Raw genomic sequence first — 17,605 nt, forward strand, 5'->3', positions numbered from 1 at the left:
CTATTTAAGTATTGAATCCTCTTTGGCAAAGCGACGATGAGCTACTGGATTATCGCTTATAATATTTCCATCACGCATGACAATTATTCTTTTGGCATGCTCTGAGGTATAGGTTTCATGAGTAACTAAAATAATCGTATGCCCTTCTTCGTTAAGTTTTTGCAAAATTGCCATAACCTGAATACCAGATTTAGAATCTAGGTTACCGGTTGGCTCATCAGCAAATATAACTGCTGGATTATTTATCAAAGCACGAGCAATCGCTACGCGCTGTTTTTCACCACCAGAAATTTGATTTGTAAAATAATGCAAGCGGTGACCAAGCCCAACTTGTTCTAAAACTTCCTTAGCTCTTTTGCTGGCATCAATATCTTTATTATGAGAATAAAGCAAAGGTAACTTAACATTTTCAAGCACTGAGGTGCGAGGCAATAAGTTAAATGATTGAAAAATAAAACCAATTTTTTCATTACGCAAACTCGCTAATTCATCGTCACTTAAAGAAGTAACGTCGCGGTTAACAAATTTATAGCTACCGCCAGTTGCACGGTCCAAAAAACCAAGGATGTGCATAAGAGTTGATTTACCAGAACCAGATGGGCCCATTATAGAAACAAATTCTCCTTCTGCAATAGTGAAAGAGAGGCCATGTAACACTTTAGTCACAACCTCTTCGTTTATATAATCTTTTTTTAAGTCTTTCGCTTCAATCAACATAAAATTACTTTTTGCTACTGTCTTTTACAAAAGTAACAACTTTATCGCCTTCTTTTACTCCGGAAGTAACTTCAACCATACCATTGTCTCCAGACAAACCAACTGCAACATCAGCTTCGCGCACAACATTGTTTTCTAAAATTCTAACAATATTTTTACCATTTTTTTCAATCACGGCACGAGCTGGCATAATCAAAATATTTTCTTTCTTATTCGTCATGATAATTGCGCTAGCGGTCATACCTGGTTTAACATCACCTTTGCCAGCTGGATCAAAACTAACTTTAACTTTGTAGTAAGTTACACCCTGAATAATAGTAGCGGCTGGCTCAACAAAATATACTTTACCTTCAAATTTAACATCGGGGCCTAAGGCGTCTAAAGTAATTTCGGCAGTATTGTTAAGTTTAACTTTATCAATATCAGTTTCTGAAATATCAACTTCAATTTGATAATTATTTTCTGTAAGTACTGACAAGAAAGCTTTAGCAGGCGTAACCTGTTCACCAACATCATAATTTACTTTAGTAATAATTCCTTTAATTGGTGATTTCAAAACATTGTCTGAAATTTGATTAGCGACTAAAGCTAAGTTTGCGCTAGCTTGCCCAACTTGTGCGCTAGCGACACCAAGATTAGATTGAGCATTATCAATTCTAGTCTGGGCTGAGCTTAATTGCTGATCACGATTTACTTTTGAGGTATTAACCGCGTTTCGCGCCGCAATCAATGCATTATCATAAGAAGCTCTTGCCTGGCTAACACTTTGCGTGGCTGATAAAACATTAGTATCATAAGATAATTTAGCATCATCTAAAGCCTGATCAGCTGACTGTAATGCAGTAATAGAAATTGAGACAGAATTTATCTGACCTTCAATGCTAGCTTTAAAAGCGTCTAACTGAGCCTGACTTAAAGTTGAGGAAGTAATAGTATTTTCTAAAGCACTAAAAGCTAAGTTGCAAGCTGAAAAAACATCAGCTAAGGCGGACTGGGTGGCAATATTAGCAGAGTTTAAGTTTTCTAGACTGCGACTATTTTTTTCAACTGTCAGAGCGGCATTAGCTCGAGTAACAGACTCTTTGGCTGCTGTATAACTATTTCTAGTTTGATTTAAGACACCACTATTTTTTACGCTAAGCGTTGGCTTAAGATTATCATCGTTAAGAACGCGATAGACTGAATCAAGGGCAGTATTAGCACTCGATAATTTATTATCAATTGTTGACTGCAAAGAATCAAACTTATTATCAACTATTCTTTGATAGGTTGACTTTGTACTGGCAAGATTCGAATCAGCGGTGCTTATAGCTTGTTCATATGTAGTAACAGTGCTTGGTCCAGTATCACTAAGGTCATGCAAAGTTTTTTCTGCTTGTTTTACATTCTCGGATAAAGAAGCTGACAACTTATCATATTCACGACGGGCAGAATCAAAAGCAGACTGAGCTTGTCTAACATTAGCATTAGACACATTTACGCTCGCCATGGCTTCTTGTTGTCGAATAGACAGATTAGAAAAATCAACTTCACCTAAGACTTGATCCGGAACCACTTGATCACCAACTTTTACATTTACTTTAGCTAACTGACCTGAACTAAGAAAATTTAATTCAATTTCTTTAGCCGGAGTTATAGTTCCAGTTTCACTGACGGTTTGTAGTAAAGTTCCTTTAGTAACATCAGCGGTTGTATATTCAATTTTGGCTGTTTTTGGAGCAAAGAGATACCAAGCTCCAGCCGCTACAACAACGACGATGATAGATATAATTATAATTTTTTTCTTTGTCATATTATTATTTATTTACCAAGCCGTAGCTTTAGCGTAGGCTGGTTTTTTGCTTTACCAACCACCTTACGCATAACTGAAAGTTGCTCAGATAAGTGAGAGGCAAATTCTTCAAAATTTGAAAGTTTCGACAAAACAATCATTCCATCTCCGGGGCTAAAGACCATAAGCTTTTCACCTTTTCTAAGGTCCATATCAGTACGAGCCTCAGAAGGAATAACTACTTGGCCTTTTTCGCCCATAGTAGTTGTACCAAAAAACTTATGATGATGACAATATTTTTTTTGCATATTTATTAATTAACCCCTTCCCCATCCCTTCCCCTTTTTATTAAGAAGGGGAAGGGTGCCCGAATCGTAGATGAGGGCGAGATAGGGTTATACAATTCCTAAAAGTAGGAAAAGTATGTATATTCCTATTATAGATTAAACCTAAGAAATTGTCAATCAAAAACCAAGGTACTGTACCTCCTCTTTTAGCTCAATATTAAAGGTTTTTTTAACATCCTGCTTAACTTTATTGATTATAGCTAGTACGTCATCAGCTTTAGCTCCATTCTTGTTGACTATAAAATTAGCGTGTTGCTCGCTTATGGCTGCTCCTCCGCTACTAAAACCTTTTAATTTTAGAAGCTCGATTAAGTAACCAGCTCCGACTTTACCACCTCTAACCTTATCAGCTTGTTTAATTTGTTCGGCTAATTCTTTATTAGCTATTTCAATATCGCTAATAAAAAGATTTTTAAAAATACAACCGGCGCTTGGTTCTTTAGGCTGACAATCCTGACGATACTTTCTGTAGTTATCTACGGCTTCGGTAATAACTTCTTTATTACCTGGCGTTAAAGACAAAGTGGTCTGCCAAATTATAAAATGAGGTTCTTGCTTAAAATAACTGTGACGATATTCAAAACCACATTCTTCATTTGTAAATTCTTGCCACTCATTTTTTTCAGAATCAAAAGCTCTAACTAATTTAACGATTTTATCAAAAGAACCGCCGTGGGCTCCTGCGTTACCACGAACGGCGCCGCCAATTGAACCCGGAATACCAATCGCCCATTCCATGCCAGACAAATTATTATCAACTGCCAATTGCGCGACATCCCAAACATTGGCACTAGCACCACAAATAATATTCGTGGCATCTACTTTTACTTCTGTGTTATTCAATTTTATGACTAAACCTTTAACTCCCTGATCAGATACTAAAATATTACTACCACCACCTAACAAGGTAACGGGCAAATTATTTTCTTTAGCCCAAAACCAAGCATCTTCGGCGTCGTTCTTTTCACTAACAGTTATAAAATATTCAGCTGCTCCACCAATCTTAAAAGTTGATAGTGGCGCTAAAGGATAATTGGTTTGTAGTTTGTCTTCTATCATAAAATACTTAATATTATTTCTTAGTGGCTAATATGATAGCCTCCATTCTTTTTCTAAAAATTGTTTTAACATTATCAAATCCCAATTCTTTAAGAATAGCCTTTTGTTCGCCTTCCTTGATCTGTATTTTTTCATCTTCATGATAATGCTTTGTCCACTCTTCTTTTATATCAGGTCGATTAATTTTGTCATAAATATTAAAATCTTTAATCTGCTCTTCAAGATCTTCCTTCTGTTGGCTTTCATCATCTCTAGCGTATTTGTCGGCGTTTATAAATAAGCCGCCAGACTTAAGGACTCTAGCTATTTCTTTAAAAAATTTCTCTCTATACCCTATTGGCAAATTATGAATAACATAAGCTGAAGCAAAAATATTTGCTGAGCCATCTTCAACTTTTTCTAAAGCAGATAATAGATCGTCTTTTATAAAGTCAATTCTATCTACTTTATCTTTCAATGCTTCTTCTGCTTGCTTTAATGTTTTTTCTTCGTTATCAATAGCAATAACCTTAATCCTTTTATCTGCGTCTAAAATCCTAATTGTAGTAATGCCTGTTCCGCAACCAGCGTCTATAGCTTTAAATTCCTTTGCTTCATCATTCAAAGAACAATAATTGGAAATAGTTTCCTTTATTGTATTTTGAAGTTCTTCGTGCCATGGAACTGATTTTTCAAACAAATTATAATCAGACCCTAAAATACCAGAGAATCGTTCGTTATAGTCGATTTTTTCTTTTTTAAAATCTTCACTATTCAACATATAGATTAAGAAATTAATTTTTCTCCAATTCTAAACACATCCCCTGCACCCATTAAAATAATTACATCTTTCTCAGTCGCTGTATCGCGAAGATAATTTTCCGCCTCAACTAAAGAATTAACAGTCATTATTTTTTGTTTATCAGTAGAATTAGTTTTAATTGCCGCAGCGACGCCCTCGTTAGTTATAGTTCCATCTTTTTCTCGGGCTGAAGAATAAATCGGCAACACCACAACTTCATTAGCTTTCTTAAAACTCTTAGCAAAATCAGCTAAGAAACTTTCGGTTCTTGAAAATGTATGGGGATGAAAAATTACTCGAATATTTTTATTGGGCCATTTCTGCTTAGCGGCTTGCATTGTGGCTTGAATTTCTGTTGGATGATGAGCGTAATCATCAACTAAAATTGCGCCTTTGAATTCACCTAAAATCTGTAAACGTCTAGCCGTACCGGTAAACTCTTCTAAAGCGCGTCTAATTAAATGAAGTTCAGCGCCTAGTTCAATGCTCGCTGCAATCACGGCTAAGGCGTTTAAAACACTGTGCTTGCCGGGCAGAAGCGTAGCAAAAGTACCTAAATCAGATTCGCCTTCTTCATCTTTTAATCTAACTTTAAAATATTGCTTTTGATTGTTCCAGACAATTTCTGAAGCAGAATACATGGCATCAGCTGAAGTACCATAACTAATAACCTTAGCTTGGCAATTTGTTTTAGCTAAACGCTTAACAATCTTATCATCAAAATTAGCAATTAAAGTTCCTGACTTTGGTAATTTTTTTATAAACTCGGCAAAAGCATTTTCATAGCTTTCTTCTGTTGGATAAAAATCAGGATGATCATAATCAATGTTATTTAACAAAATCATTCTAGGATTAAAGTACTGTAATTTATTTTGATACTCATCAGCTTCGATAACTAAATAATTTGATTTGCCGGTTAAGCCAGCGCCATTAAACTGTGGCACTTGTGCACCAACCATAACATTTGGTTCTAAACCAGTTTTTTCCAAAACAAACCCGAGCCACGCGGTAGTAGTTGTTTTGCCGTGTGAACCAGCCACGGCTATACCGTGACGCAAATTAAAAATCGCGCCCAAGGCTTCAGCAAAAGTAACTAACTTTATTTTTTTCTCTTTAGCCAATTTTAATTCTTCATTATTAGTTTCGTTATAAGCTGTTGAATAAATAATCAAATCAAAATCACGAGCTAAATGTTCAACTGAAAAACCTTGGTTAACTTTTATTCTCGCTCGTTCGAGGACTGCGTCAGTCATAAAAGTTTCACTGGTATCAGTACCAGACACAGAAAAACCTTCGTGCGCCAAAAACTCAGCTAGCATTGTCATGCCAACTCCTTTGATGCCAATCATGTATATTTTCTTGATTTTTGAGAAATCCATAGCTTTAGCCTAACAAAAAAAGCCCTAAAACACAAAAGTGTCTCGGGGCTTAATATTATTAATAGCTATTTCTGATAACAAGCTATTACGTAGAAATTTTTTAGTTTAAATGCTGAAGCAGCGCCGTTAGCATAATCTTTAAGATATAAATATTTATCATTGATCTTAGTATGCAACAATGCTACACCACTACTCTCTGAATTATCAAATACATGAGGGGCGGCAATATGTATATCATTTGGTAGTTTATGCTTACACATAGCATACAATTGACATAAACCTTGTGGTCCAACAATCATGCTTTTTTGATTTTCTAAAAAATGAAAAATCTCATAGAAGTTTGTATATCTAGTGATTATCTTAAATAATCTAACTCTATACATTTTCCTGGGCAAAAGTTTATCAACCTTTTTGCTATAGATACTATCTGTAATAGCACTACTCTCTCCAGACTTGCTAAAAAGCTCTGGGTAAACCGACCGATAACGTCCTAGGGTATTTTCATGTTTATAAATGCCGTCAACGTAAACATCAAACTCGTATCTCGATGCTTCAAATTTTTTATCCAGTGAAGGGATTATCGGATATGGGTTGATACCAAAAACTTTTTTAACCAACTCTATCTTTTGGTTTGTACTTGCCTCTAACATGGCAGACAATACCACTATATCAAAAGGTTGATTGCTGCTAAATGCTTCTGAAATCTTTTCTGTCAATTTTGACGCTAAATCCAAACTAAATCTTGGATTTATGTTGTAAGGTAATTCTCTTAATTCTTTCATTTTTAAATAACTCACTTTCTTCCGGTTTTGTGCCGGACCACATTTTTTTGTTTTTTCTTCCGATTACTGTCGGACCAGATATAATAAAATATCACTATTTAAGCATTCTGTCAATGATATGAACTAAGCTAGCATTGGCATTTCGCTTCATGGCTTTAGCCATAGCATTGGAAAAAGCTAGCATCAATTCTTTTTCAGCTAATAAATTACTAATTTCTTTAACCAGTTGTTTAGAGTCTAATTTTGTTTGATCGAGCACGAGGGCGGCGCCGCAATCCTTAAAATATTTAGCATTATCTTCTTGGTGTGAATTTGGAATTGGAATAATAATAGTTGGCTTTGCTAAAAATGACAGTTCAGATAAAGTTCCTAATCCAGCGCGAGTTATAACTAAATCAGCTTCACTGATTGAACGAGCAATGTGAGCCGTGCCAAGCAAATCATAAAAATAATAGTTATCTACTTTTTCTCGATTCAATAATGGCTTTTCATTATGTTTGCCAGTAACATGCACAACTTTAGCAATTTTAGTTAAATCATCAAGTGACTCAACGATTAAATTATTAATTGATTCTGAGCCAGTTCCACCACCTAAAACTAAAACTGTTGGCAAATCACCGACTGGTTTAACCTGATTAATATTTTCATAATCTTTAAACTCTTTTCGAATCGGATTTCCAATCCAAATAGATTTCTTTTTATAATCGAGTAAGCTCTTTTCAAAAGCTACGGTAATAATTTTGGCAACTGGCGCCATTAGTTTATTAGCGAGTCCTGGTCTAATATCTTGCTGATGAACTAAAACTGGAATCTTGAAAAACCAAGCCGCATAAGCCACTGGCACAGAAACGAAACTACCAGCAGTAATAATTATTTGCGGTCTATAAGCGGCTAGAATAAACAATGATTGAAAAAAACTAATGGTTAGGTTAAATAAATCAGTAATATTACGAACAGAAAAATAGCGACGCCATTTAGCAGCTAAAATATTACGATATTCAAAAGGATAATTAGCAACCATGGTTCTTTCAACGCCTTGCGCAGTACCAATCCAGAGCATTGAAACATCTTGATCATAATGAGCAATTAACTCATCAGCCACAGCTAATAATGGTGTAACTGAACCACCGGTTCCACCACCACTTAAAACAATTCGATATTTATTATTTTTCCTTAACTGTTTTAGTTTTTTCATGATTATAAATTATTTCCCAATATTTTTTTAAAAATAACTCATAGTTAGTTTTATGGATTGGACTAACCGAACGAATTAGATCTTTGATATTAACCCATTTGTAAGCTTTGTGTTCATATTTATCAAGCTTAACCGCATTGCGTTCTCCATAATACCGCATAATAAATAAAGTCTGCCTTTGGCCTTTATAGCCTCTGTTTGTATAATGCTTTGGCCAAACGTAGGAAACAAGACTATCAAAGCGACCAATAATTTGTAAATTTTTAAGCCCGGTTTCTTCAAAGGCTTCTCGTTCAGCTGCTTTAGCAGCTTTTTCTCCAGCGTCAATTCCGCCTTGAGGCAAACCCCAATAATCACTCTTACCTAAACGATTCAAAATTAAAACTTCATCAAATTGATTAATTATTAAGGTTACAACATTGGGACGAAATTGAAAACGACGAATCTGCCAAGCCAAAACTGTAAAAGTAAAAACTACCACGGCGTTAAAAATCCTTTTCCAGCGCCACGGTTGCATTATTAATCGCCATAACCACTCTATGCCCAGCGCCTGAAAAACTTTTGGTGCTCGTTTTATTTTACCTGTTATAAAATCAAAGCTACCACCAACTCCCATAGCAATGCCAAGACGAGGAATATCACGCAAAAGATGTTTGCGAATAAAATTATCTTGCCAAGGAGCACCTAAAGTAACAAACACAACATCAGGCTTAAAAGCTCTTAAATACAAGACATCATATTTCTGATATTCACGATCAATTGAACAAACCAAAAATTTAAGATGAGGAAACTGTTTTCTTAAAGCTTGATTAATATCTTCGTCATTCGACAAACCATCTTGTCGATTTATAACCGCCACGCGTAAATGTTTTTGATTAGCTAGGCTTAAAAGGAACTTAACTAAATTAGAACCAGCATAACGGTGGATATTAACGCCCTTCAACCAGCCAGCAAACTTTAAGCCAATGCCGTCCGGAATAGACAAATCAGCCCGATTGAGTACGGAAAAAAATTCCTGGTTATCTTGAGCCAGGAGAAGAAATTCTGGATTAGGAGTGACAATATGGCCGCGGCGACGATTAAGTAGTTGCAAAATCGAGCGTTTTAGCTCTGAAGAGCTTAAAATATCAATTGTGACTCCGAGAATATGGATCTTTTTCATAACAGCCGTAGAATTAAAATCAGCGTATTATTGCTTAATTTAATTATACTTTAGGCATACTTATAAGGCAATGTTGACACAAAAAGGCTAGATATTGTATATTAAATTAGCAATCTAGCAGTATGACTGCTAAGTTATTCAAAATTTACAACTATTACTATGCTCGACAAATTTACACATAAATCACAAGAAGCCATCATTAATGCTCAAGTCATTGCACAGGAATATGGCCAACAATATATAAATGCTTCACACATGCTTTTGTCTTTATTAGAACAAACTGAAGGCTTAGTTCGCCCCCTACTTGATAGTTTAAATATCAACACTGACAACCTACGCGAACGCATTGAGGTTGAAATTGAAAAATTACCAAAGATTGAAGTCACCGCCAATATCGGCATGGTTCAAGGCACAACTGAGATGGCAACGATTATTGAACGCTCTGTTAAAGAAGCTAAGCAAATGGAAGACGAATTTGTTTCAACTGAACATATTTTGCTAGCCATCTTAGAAACTAAATCAGATGTTCAAAAAATTCTTACTAGCCACGGTTTGTTAAGAAAAAATCTTTTAGAAGCTATTAAAACCTTGCGAGGCAATAAACGAGTTGATAGCCAAGAACCAGAAACTCGTTTTAGAGTTATTGAAAAATACACTACCAATTTAACAACCATGGCTCGAGAAAATAAACTTGATCCTGTTATTGGTCGTGACGAAGAAATTAAGCGTGTCATGCAAATTCTATCTCGCCGCTTAAAGAACAACCCAGTTCTTTTGGGTGAAGCCGGTACTGGTAAAACGGCTATTATTGAGGGCTTAGCTCAAAAGATTGTGGCTGGTGATGTACCAGAAAGTTTAAAAAATAGAGAATTGATTTCCTTAGATCTCGGAGCTTTAATTGCTGGAGCTAAATTCCGTGGTGAATTCGAAGATCGTCTAAAAGCTTTAATCAAAGAAGTTGAAGCTAATGAAGGTAGATTAATCTTATTTATCGATGAGTTACATACAATTGTTGGTATGGGTTCGGCTGATGGTTCGGCTGACGCGGCGAACATGTTAAAGCCAGCTTTAGCTCGCGGCACAATGCGTGCTATTGGCGCAACCACCACTAAGGAATATCAAAAATATATTGAAAAAGATACAGCTTTAGAACGACGTTTCCAGCCAGTTTTCGTTAGCGAACCTGATGAAGATGATGCAATTTCAATTTTGCGTGGTATTAAAAATAAGTATGAATTACATCACGGCGTTAAAATTGCTGATGAGGCGATTGTCGCCGCGGTTAAACTTTCTTCACGCTATATCAGTGATCGATTTTTACCTGATAAAGCCATTGATTTAATGGATGAAGCAACTTCTGCTCTACGTATGTCGATTGATTCTTCACCAGAAGAGCTTGATTTATTAAACAAAGAAATCCGTCGCCTAGAGATTACTAAAGCCAATTTAATTCGTGATAAACGCAATGATGCCAAACTGAAACTAGCTAGCAAGGATTTGTCAGATTTGAAAGAAAAAGCAGCTCAACTTGAATCACGTTGGCAAAATGAGAAAAATATTATTGGTCGTATTCGTTCCTACAAGAATAAAATAGACGAACTTAAAGCAGAGGCTGAGACGACAGAACGCCGCGGCGACGATTTAACTAAAGTGGCAGAAATTCGCTATGCTGGAATTCCTGATTTAGAAAAGAAAATTAAAAAAGAAGAAACCGAATTAAATCGCCTTAACAACACTGGCAAAAGAATCTTAAAAGAAGAAATTGATGAAGAAGATATTGCTCGCGTTGTGGCGCGTTGGACTGGAATTCCGGTCGCTAAGATGCTTGAATCAGAAGTTAAAAAACTCGCTCGCGCTGAAGCAGATTTGAGCACTCGTGTTGTTGGTCAAAGCGATGCTATTTCAGGTGTAGCTCATGCTATTAGACGCTCACGCGTAGGAATTAATGAAGAGAAAAAACCTATGGGCTCTTTCCTTTTTGTTGGTCCGACTGGTGTTGGTAAAACTGAATTAGCTAAAGCTTTAGCTGAGTTCATGTTTAATGATGAAAATTCTTTAATTAGATTAGACATGAGCGAATATATGGAAAAGCATAGCGTCAGCAAAATGATTGGCTCCCCTCCTGGCTATGTTGGTTATGAAGAAGGCGGACAATTAACTGATCGCGTGAGACGAAAACCTTATAGCGTAATTTTATTTGATGAAATTGAGAAAGCTCATCCAGAAGTTTTCAATGTCTTATTACAGATCTTAGATGACGGACGTTTAACTGATGCTAAAGGCCGCGTGGTTAACTTTAAGAATACAATTGTTATCATGACTTCAAATCTTGGTAATGAAGTTATTCGCCAATACTCAATTGGTTTCTCAGATCACTCAGATGCCGAAAAAGTAAAAACTGTTCAACAAACTGAAATGAAGGAAAAGATTGATAAAATTTTGCGTCAACACTTTAAGCTAGAATTCTTAAACCGTATTGATGAAATCGTTGTCTTTAAGAGTTTATTAAAAGAAGACTTAGCTCATATTGTTGATCTTGAATTAGCTAAAGTTGAAACCAGACTAAGAAACCAAGACATTAAGATTAAAATCGCCAAAAATGTTAAGCAACTGTTGGCAGATAAAAGTTTTGATCAAACTTTTGGCGCTCGTCCTCTAAAGCGTATTATTCAGAATATGATTCTAAATGAATTAGCTTCTAAGATTGTTGGCGGACAAGTTAAGCATGGCGACAAAGTAAATATTACGCTTGATTTAAAGAATAATATTTCATTGTCGGTAAAATAAAGTCAGAACCACAGATACCACAGATTTTCAGATAAAACACTGATACTTTGCAAAACTATCAGTGTTTATCTTTTTCATCAGCGCAATCTGTGGTTCAGACAATTAGCTTAAATAAAATCAACCCCACGAAAAGCTTATTGCTTTGCGCGGGGTGTTTTATTACTTAAGACAATGTCTTATTCTTTCTAATGCATTGGAAAGTGCATATCTAAAATCAGAATATTTACTGAAATTAAAACTATAGAATATATTCATACCATTAATATATCGTGGTATACCTGCATTGTACTGTAACATTAAGATGATTGGAACCTTAGCATCGTTGGCTAATTGAAGTATGGCTCCACCTTCCCATGAAAACGTAAAATCAACCGCAATCACAAGCGAAGTAGTATAACGAATTCTATCGCTTTCGTATTGATAAATTTCTTTAGACGTTAAGGCTGACTGCCAGTCTAATTGCTCATGTGGAAGATAAGCTCGTTCTCCTAGCATGGTTTTACAGATATCAGCAGCAGTAATATACAAAATTTTTGCTTCTTCTTTCTTATCTTGACTTAAGCCGTCTAATAGCCCAAGAACATAAGGTGTTTTATATCGCTTTACCAAAACTACTCCTTAATTTATTTTTCAAAAACTTTTTTAAGTAAATCCTTTCTGTTCTTTTCTCTTCCATCACCGAGCTCGAATATTTCTATTCCATCCTTTTTACGATCACTCTTGTAACCAGGACTGGACACTATTTTTAGAATCTCCTTGTCTGTGACGTAATGATGAAAATATTCCCAAAGATTAACACCTCTGTTCATAAACAGTTTGACATAAAACCATTTCTTACCGCCTTCAGTAAAAATCTTCAGTTGCTGATCCAGTTTTTCTGAGACCTTAAATGAACTCATTTTCGTAGTAAAACTATCCTTATGATGTTTCTTAACCGGGATTCTTCTCGATGTAAAATAATCCTTGACTGCTTCTAATTCAGTAGCCCAAAAACTTTCAAGCTCTAAATCATACTTACAAACTACTTTCATTCTTGGATTAAGAAACTTTTTATCGATGGTATCGATTGCGTGACACATACGTTCTTTACCACCTCTAAATTCATATACCAGATCAAGCTTACCGTTGTCTTTAATATGAATATAGATACTTTTGCCGGTCCGCAAACTTGAGACCGAAAATATATACAAATCTTCGCAATAATCAGCTGCGCCACACATATTTATAGTGACAAGCTTTTTATCAATGAGGTCCTTCATCGCCTTTTTTAGTTCCTCGAGGGCCTTTTTAGCAGCAAAATTAAACAGTCTTGTTAACGTATCTTTTGCTCCATTTAAGTTAATTAGTTTAACAATTTCCATGACTTTAATAATATTTAATTTAAAATAGGTTAATTGCTAAATTCGCTTAAATAAACGTGCTTAGCAATTAGCCTATATAAATGATTTTTTCAAAGATCTATTAATAGCCTATTAAATCATGTTTATCGGCCATGTGTCAACACTCAGACCATAAAATTAAATACGATGAAATATTGATAAATGAACCCTTTTACTGTATACTATTAAAACTAATATTCATAATTATATAATAGATAAATGACATATTTTAAACACGCTTTTACAGGAATAATAGCTTTAACCGCCTTCTTAATCTTCTCGCCAATCGCTAGGGCTGAATTCAACCCCGGTTATATAATTGGTGACCAAGAAATTCTTGACGATCAATCAATGACTCAAGAAGAAATTCAAAACCTCCTTGTTGCCCAAGGTGGCTTTTTAGCAACTTATCCGGTTGTTAATCCTGATGGTTTAACCATGACTGCAGCGCAAGCAATTTATGATCGTGCTAGAAATAACCACGTAAATCCAAAATTCATTATCGTGCTTTTACAAAAAGAACAAAGTTTAATTGAAGACAAATCCCCTTCTCAAGGCCAGCTTGATCGAGCAACTGGTTACGGCTGTCCTGATAGTGGCGGTTGTAATGATCGTTGGAAAGGATTCTGGAAACAAATAAATAGTGCGTCATTACAGTTTCGTGACTACATGGACAATCCTCAATATTATCATTTCGTGGCTGGACAAACTTATACAATTGCTAATACTGGGCGTGACCCAATGGTTGTCACAATTGTAAACCAAGCGACAGCAGCTTTATATAATTACACACCGCATGTTTATAATGGTAATTTTAATTTCTGGAAAATTTGGCAACGTTATTTTACTCGCGAATACTTAAACGGATCTTTACTGCAAGCCAAGGGTGATAAAAATATTTGGTTAATTCAAGATGGACAAAAAAGAGCTTTTTCTAACATTGGCGTCCTAGCGTCACGCTTCGATGTTTCTCGTATTCAAATCGTTAGCTTAGCTGACCTTGATAAATATCCAACTGGTGAAACTATAAAATTTGCTCAATACTCTATTGTTAGAGTTCCAAATGGACGTATCTATCTATTAGTTGATAACAACAAACGAAGAATTCTTAGCCCAGATGCATTTAAGAAACTAGGCTTTAACGCCGCTGAAATTATTCAAGCTGCCGACGCTGATTTAGCTTCCTACACAGAAAGTACACCTTTAACCGCTGCTTCTAACTATCCAACCGGCGCCTTATTGCAAGACAAAAAAACTGGTGGAATCTATTGGATTAGCGAAGGAACCAAATCTCCGCTCTGGGACGCTGTTTTGCTAAAGACTAAGTTTAAAGGCAAAAAGATTATTCGCACAACAACAGCTGAATTAGCAAACTATCAAACGATTGATCCAATCAGGTTAACAGATGGTGATATTGTTAAAACTAAAAACTCACCCGCAATCTATATTATAGAAAATGGCTTAAAACGAGCTGTTTGGTCAGCTGAAGCATTCATTAAATTAGGTTATAAATGGACTAACGTTATCACGGTATCAGATAAATTATTATCACTACACGCTGACGGCGATCCAATTATCTTAGAATAATATGGCACTTGTATTTGCGGCAGTCATGCCCCATAGTCCTCTTCTAGTTCCAAATATTGGCAAAGAACACACTGCTCAATTTAAAGCTACAATTGATGCTGGTGCGGGTTTGCTCAAAGAATTAGAAGCTAACAAAGTAGACTCAGTTATTGTTATAAGTTCTAAAGGACAAGTTTTTCCCAATGGAATAAGTATTAATATTGCTCCTAACTTCAAAGCTAATCTAGAAATATTTGGTGATTTGGTTACGCGCTGGGATTTTAACGGTGATATTGCTCTAGCCGGCAGACTAAGAGAAAATTTAGAAGAAAAACATAATATCATGTTAACAACAGAAACCGGACTTGATTATGGAACAGCGATCCCGCTTTATCTATTAAGTAATAATTTTCGTGAATCAATTGTACCTTTAACAGTTGATAATGCTATTGGCATTGAAGAAATTATAAAAACAGGCAAAGACATGCAGGCAACGATTATTAATGATCAATCAAGAATTGCTATTATTGCTTCAGCTGATTTGTCACATCGCCTAAATAAAAAATCGCCCACTGGCTATTCAGCCAAGGGCAAAAAATTTGATCAAAAAATAATCGAAGCTCTGAAAGAAAAAGATGAAGCAACTTTAATTGAATTATCAGCCATTAGTGAAGAGGTTGCTTGCGAAGATTTAGCAACACTGGCTTTATTTGTTGGCTTACTTAATGACGTTGGTCTTGAACCTCGTCTTTTGTCTTATGAATTTCCTTTTGGGGTTGGTCATGCAATGATTCAGTATTCTCAGTCTGGTGACTTGTCGCCAAAGTCTTAAAAAAATAACGCCACTGTTCTCCGCTCTTACAAAGTTCTTTAGTATCAGCTAAACAACGTTCGATTACTGAGCGCGGATAATCACGGCACGCTTTGAAAATAGAACTGCGCTTAAAAGGCGGAATGCGTAATTCTTTCTGAATGCGCAAAGCTAAATCCTGCCAAGCGTAAGCTGGTGGTTTTTTTCCGGCAGTCTTAGTTTTTAAGATGTCACCGAATGAGACTGGTTCTTCTTTTTTAACTTCATTTTCTTCCATATAAGAGCTATTCTAGCATGTAAAAGAGTCAACCGCTAGCTTGATTTTTTTGGCAATTTAATGTATATTAAGGAAAATATGACAACAAACCTAGCCCTAGTTATAAATCCAGATCCGCGCCTTAGACAGCGCTCTAAAGAGATTAATCCAAGTGAAATCTCTACTTTTGTTGATTTTGCCAAAGATATGGCTGAAGCAATGCTGGTTTATGACGGAGTTGGTCTAGCTGCCGTTCAGGTAGGCAAAAACATTAGATTAATCATTGTTAATAGCGAAGATGGCACACAAGCCATGTTCAATCCAGTTATAGAGAAGAAATCATTAATTAAAGTTTGGGGCGAAGAAGGTTGTTTGTCAGTTCCAGAAACTTTCGGGGACCTTAAACGTTATAAGAAAATTCGCTGTTCATTTATTGATATTAGTGGAAAGAAAAGAACAATTGATGCTAGTGGTTTAATGGCACGAGTTATTCAACATGAAATTGATCATCTAGATGGTATTCTTTTTATTGATAAAGCTAAAAATATACATAAGGTTGAAGCTGAAAACGTATGAGTAAATATAAACTAGCTTTTGTTGGAACTCCAAAATTTGCCGTCCCCTGTTTGACGGCTTTATTAAATGATTCACGTTTTGAAATCAAAGCGGTTATTAGCCAACCTGATATGCCATCAGGTAGAAGTATGGAATTTACACCAACACCAGTTAAAGTTGTAGCCGAGGCTAATAAAATTACAGTTTTCCAACCACAAAAAATATCACAAATTGTTGATGAGCTTCGCGCCATGGAACTTGATGCGATTGTAGTTGTAGCTTATGCGCAAATTATTCCTGAGTCAGTTTTAAGTTTACCTAAATTTGGTTGTATTAATGTGCATGGTTCATTATTGCCAAAATACCGCGGAGCCAGTGTTTTACAAGCTCCAATTTTAAACAATGAAACAGACAGCGGCGTTACAATAATGTTAATGGATAAAACACTTGATACTGGTCCAATTCTTAGACAAAGAAGTGTTAAGCTAAGCGCTGAAGAAACTGCCGAAACTTTGGGTGAGACACTATCGTCTTTAGGCGCCGAAATTTTACCAGATACAATTGTTAGTTATTTTAGTGGTGACATTAAAGCTGTTGAGCAAGATAATAGTTTAGCAAATTATGTTGGTCGCCTTGAGAAAAAAGATGGTATAATTGATTGGTCTCAAGACGCTAAAAAAATAGAATGTTTTACAAGAGCCATGGCACCTTGGCCTTCAGCTTGGACTTGGTTAGCTGGCAAACAATTGAAAATCTTAAAGGTTGATGCTTTAATGATTCCAATCAATAGCCAAAAGCCTGGTAAAACATTTATTTATAACAGCAATTTAGCAGTTCAATGCGGACACGATTCTTTAATTGTTAGAAAGCTGCAGTTAGAAGGCAAAAAACCAATGGCAGCCGAAGAGTTCTTAAGAGGTTATAATGATTTTATAGGAACGGTTTTAGGTTAAAAAATACTGTCATTCCAGCGCAAGCTGGAACCTAGGAGTAGTCGGTAGATTCGTGTTTTTACTTATTAACCCTGGATCCTAGCTTACGCTAGGATGACAAAAATA

General features: G+C 35.7%; 17 protein-coding genes. 5 read left to right on the plus strand and 12 right to left on the minus strand.

The window, feature by feature from the left end; translation table 11 throughout:
- From NTY12_03085 to NTY12_03125, 9 genes are all read right to left on the minus strand, one after another.
- Positions 1-717, minus strand: coding sequence for an ABC transporter ATP-binding protein (locus tag NTY12_03085; protein ID MCX6792987.1), 717 nt, complete (start codon positions 715-717; stop codon positions 1-3).
- Positions 718-721: 4 nt separating this feature from the next.
- The gene (locus NTY12_03090) at positions 722-2,509 is read right to left on the minus strand and encodes an efflux RND transporter periplasmic adaptor subunit (protein MCX6792988.1); all 1,788 of its coding nucleotides are present in this window, start codon (positions 2,507-2,509) and stop codon (positions 722-724) included.
- 8 nt (positions 2,510-2,517) lie between these two features.
- Entirely contained in the window at positions 2,518-2,796 is a 279-nt protein-coding gene (locus tag NTY12_03095) for an AbrB/MazE/SpoVT family DNA-binding domain-containing protein (GenBank protein ID MCX6792989.1), read from the minus strand.
- A gap of 156 nt (positions 2,797-2,952) precedes the next feature.
- Positions 2,953-3,894 (minus strand): UDP-N-acetylmuramate dehydrogenase, encoded by a 942-nt coding sequence (murB, locus tag NTY12_03100; protein ID MCX6792990.1) that lies wholly within the window; start codon positions 3,892-3,894, stop codon positions 2,953-2,955.
- A gap of 13 nt (positions 3,895-3,907) precedes the next feature.
- A complete protein-coding gene (locus tag NTY12_03105) occupies positions 3,908-4,654 on the minus strand; it encodes a class I SAM-dependent methyltransferase (GenBank protein ID MCX6792991.1) in 747 nt (248 codons plus the stop codon).
- A 5-nt stretch (positions 4,655-4,659) separates the two neighbouring features.
- Positions 4,660-6,054 (minus strand): UDP-N-acetylmuramate--L-alanine ligase, encoded by a 1,395-nt coding sequence (gene murC, locus NTY12_03110; protein ID MCX6792992.1) that lies wholly within the window; start codon positions 6,052-6,054, stop codon positions 4,660-4,662.
- 65 nt (positions 6,055-6,119) lie between these two features.
- Complete coding sequence (locus NTY12_03115) at positions 6,120-6,836, minus strand: hypothetical protein (GenBank protein MCX6792993.1); 717 nt, start codon at positions 6,834-6,836, stop codon at positions 6,120-6,122.
- A gap of 94 nt (positions 6,837-6,930) precedes the next feature.
- Positions 6,931-8,031 carry an undecaprenyldiphospho-muramoylpentapeptide beta-N-acetylglucosaminyltransferase gene (murG, locus tag NTY12_03120; GenBank protein MCX6792994.1) on the minus strand — a complete coding sequence of 367 codons (1,101 nt, stop codon included), beginning with the start codon at positions 8,029-8,031 and terminating at the stop codon, positions 6,931-6,933.
- On the minus strand, positions 8,000-9,193 hold the full coding sequence (locus NTY12_03125) for a WecB/TagA/CpsF family glycosyltransferase (protein ID MCX6792995.1): 1,194 nt from the start codon (positions 9,191-9,193) through the stop codon (positions 8,000-8,002). The genes murG and NTY12_03125 overlap by 32 nt, the downstream gene beginning before the upstream one ends.
- 159 nt (positions 9,194-9,352) lie before the next feature.
- On the opposite strand from NTY12_03125, the gene NTY12_03130 reads away from it, so the two are divergent.
- Positions 9,353-11,980, plus strand: coding sequence for an AAA family ATPase (locus NTY12_03130; GenBank protein MCX6792996.1), 2,628 nt, complete (start codon positions 9,353-9,355; stop codon positions 11,978-11,980).
- 159 nt (positions 11,981-12,139) lie between these two features.
- Here NTY12_03130 and NTY12_03135 read toward each other — a convergent pair whose 3' ends face one another.
- Positions 12,140-12,589 (minus strand): hypothetical protein, encoded by a 450-nt coding sequence (locus NTY12_03135; protein MCX6792997.1) that lies wholly within the window; start codon positions 12,587-12,589, stop codon positions 12,140-12,142.
- A 14-nt stretch (positions 12,590-12,603) separates the two neighbouring features.
- On the minus strand, positions 12,604-13,341 hold the full coding sequence (locus NTY12_03140) for a hypothetical protein (protein ID MCX6792998.1): 738 nt from the start codon (positions 13,339-13,341) through the stop codon (positions 12,604-12,606).
- Between the two features lie 237 nt (positions 13,342-13,578).
- On the opposite strand from NTY12_03140, the gene NTY12_03145 reads away from it, so the two are divergent.
- Both NTY12_03145 and NTY12_03150 read left to right on the plus strand, forming a co-directional pair.
- The gene (locus NTY12_03145; protein ID MCX6792999.1) at positions 13,579-14,946 is read left to right on the plus strand and encodes a hypothetical protein; all 1,368 of its coding nucleotides are present in this window, start codon (positions 13,579-13,581) and stop codon (positions 14,944-14,946) included.
- 1 nt (position 14,947) lies between these two features.
- Positions 14,948-15,757 (plus strand): class III extradiol dioxygenase subunit B-like domain-containing protein, encoded by an 810-nt coding sequence (locus NTY12_03150; protein ID MCX6793000.1) that lies wholly within the window; start codon positions 14,948-14,950, stop codon positions 15,755-15,757.
- Here the strand turns inward: NTY12_03150 and NTY12_03155 are convergent.
- Positions 15,648-16,013 (minus strand): hypothetical protein, encoded by a 366-nt coding sequence (locus NTY12_03155; protein ID MCX6793001.1) that lies wholly within the window; start codon positions 16,011-16,013, stop codon positions 15,648-15,650. The two genes, NTY12_03150 and NTY12_03155, sit on opposite strands and share 110 nt — an antisense overlap.
- 78 nt (positions 16,014-16,091) lie before the next feature.
- On the opposite strand from NTY12_03155, the gene def reads away from it, so the two are divergent.
- Together def and fmt are read left to right on the plus strand one after the other, a co-directional pair.
- On the plus strand, positions 16,092-16,568 hold the full coding sequence (def, locus tag NTY12_03160; GenBank protein ID MCX6793002.1) for a peptide deformylase: 477 nt from the start codon (positions 16,092-16,094) through the stop codon (positions 16,566-16,568).
- A complete protein-coding gene (gene fmt, locus NTY12_03165) occupies positions 16,565-17,500 on the plus strand; it encodes a methionyl-tRNA formyltransferase (GenBank protein MCX6793003.1) in 936 nt (311 codons plus the stop codon). The genes def and fmt overlap by 4 nt, the downstream gene beginning before the upstream one ends.
- Positions 17,501-17,605: the final 105 nt, after the last annotated feature.

This window comes from Candidatus Falkowbacteria bacterium, from assembly GCA_026396835.1.
Lineage (GTDB): Bacteria > Patescibacteriota > Patescibacteriia > Patescibacteriales > Patescibacteriaceae > Patescibacterium.

Excerpts from the sequence above, each read along its gene's own strand:
- NTY12_03085 (MCX6792987.1), bottom strand. The coding sequence starts at position 717 with ATGTTGATTGAAGCGAAAGACTTAAAAAAAGATTATATAAACGAAGAG.
- NTY12_03090 (MCX6792988.1), bottom strand. The coding sequence starts at position 2,509 with ATGACAAAGAAAAAAATTATAATTATATCTATCATCGTCGTTGTTGTA.
- NTY12_03095 (MCX6792989.1), bottom strand. The coding sequence starts at position 2,796 with ATGCAAAAAAAATATTGTCATCATCATAAGTTTTTTGGTACAACTACT.
- murB (MCX6792990.1), bottom strand. The coding sequence starts at position 3,894 with ATGATAGAAGACAAACTACAAACCAATTATCCTTTAGCGCCACTATCA.
- NTY12_03105 (MCX6792991.1), bottom strand. The coding sequence starts at position 4,654 with ATGTTGAATAGTGAAGATTTTAAAAAAGAAAAAATCGACTATAACGAA.
- murC (MCX6792992.1), bottom strand. The coding sequence starts at position 6,054 with ATGGATTTCTCAAAAATCAAGAAAATATACATGATTGGCATCAAAGGA.
- NTY12_03115 (MCX6792993.1), bottom strand. The coding sequence starts at position 6,836 with ATGAAAGAATTAAGAGAATTACCTTACAACATAAATCCAAGATTTAGT.
- murG (MCX6792994.1), bottom strand. The coding sequence starts at position 8,031 with ATGAAAAAACTAAAACAGTTAAGGAAAAATAATAAATATCGAATTGTT.
- NTY12_03125 (MCX6792995.1), bottom strand. The coding sequence starts at position 9,193 with ATGAAAAAGATCCATATTCTCGGAGTCACAATTGATATTTTAAGCTCT.
- NTY12_03130 (MCX6792996.1), top strand. The coding sequence starts at position 9,353 with ATGCTCGACAAATTTACACATAAATCACAAGAAGCCATCATTAATGCT.
- NTY12_03140 (MCX6792998.1), bottom strand. The coding sequence starts at position 13,341 with ATGGAAATTGTTAAACTAATTAACTTAAATGGAGCAAAAGATACGTTA.
- NTY12_03145 (MCX6792999.1), top strand. The coding sequence starts at position 13,579 with ATGACATATTTTAAACACGCTTTTACAGGAATAATAGCTTTAACCGCC.
- NTY12_03150 (MCX6793000.1), top strand. The coding sequence starts at position 14,948 with ATGGCACTTGTATTTGCGGCAGTCATGCCCCATAGTCCTCTTCTAGTT.
- NTY12_03155 (MCX6793001.1), bottom strand. The coding sequence starts at position 16,013 with ATGGAAGAAAATGAAGTTAAAAAAGAAGAACCAGTCTCATTCGGTGAC.
- def (MCX6793002.1), top strand. The coding sequence starts at position 16,092 with ATGACAACAAACCTAGCCCTAGTTATAAATCCAGATCCGCGCCTTAGA.
- fmt (MCX6793003.1), top strand. The coding sequence starts at position 16,565 with ATGAGTAAATATAAACTAGCTTTTGTTGGAACTCCAAAATTTGCCGTC.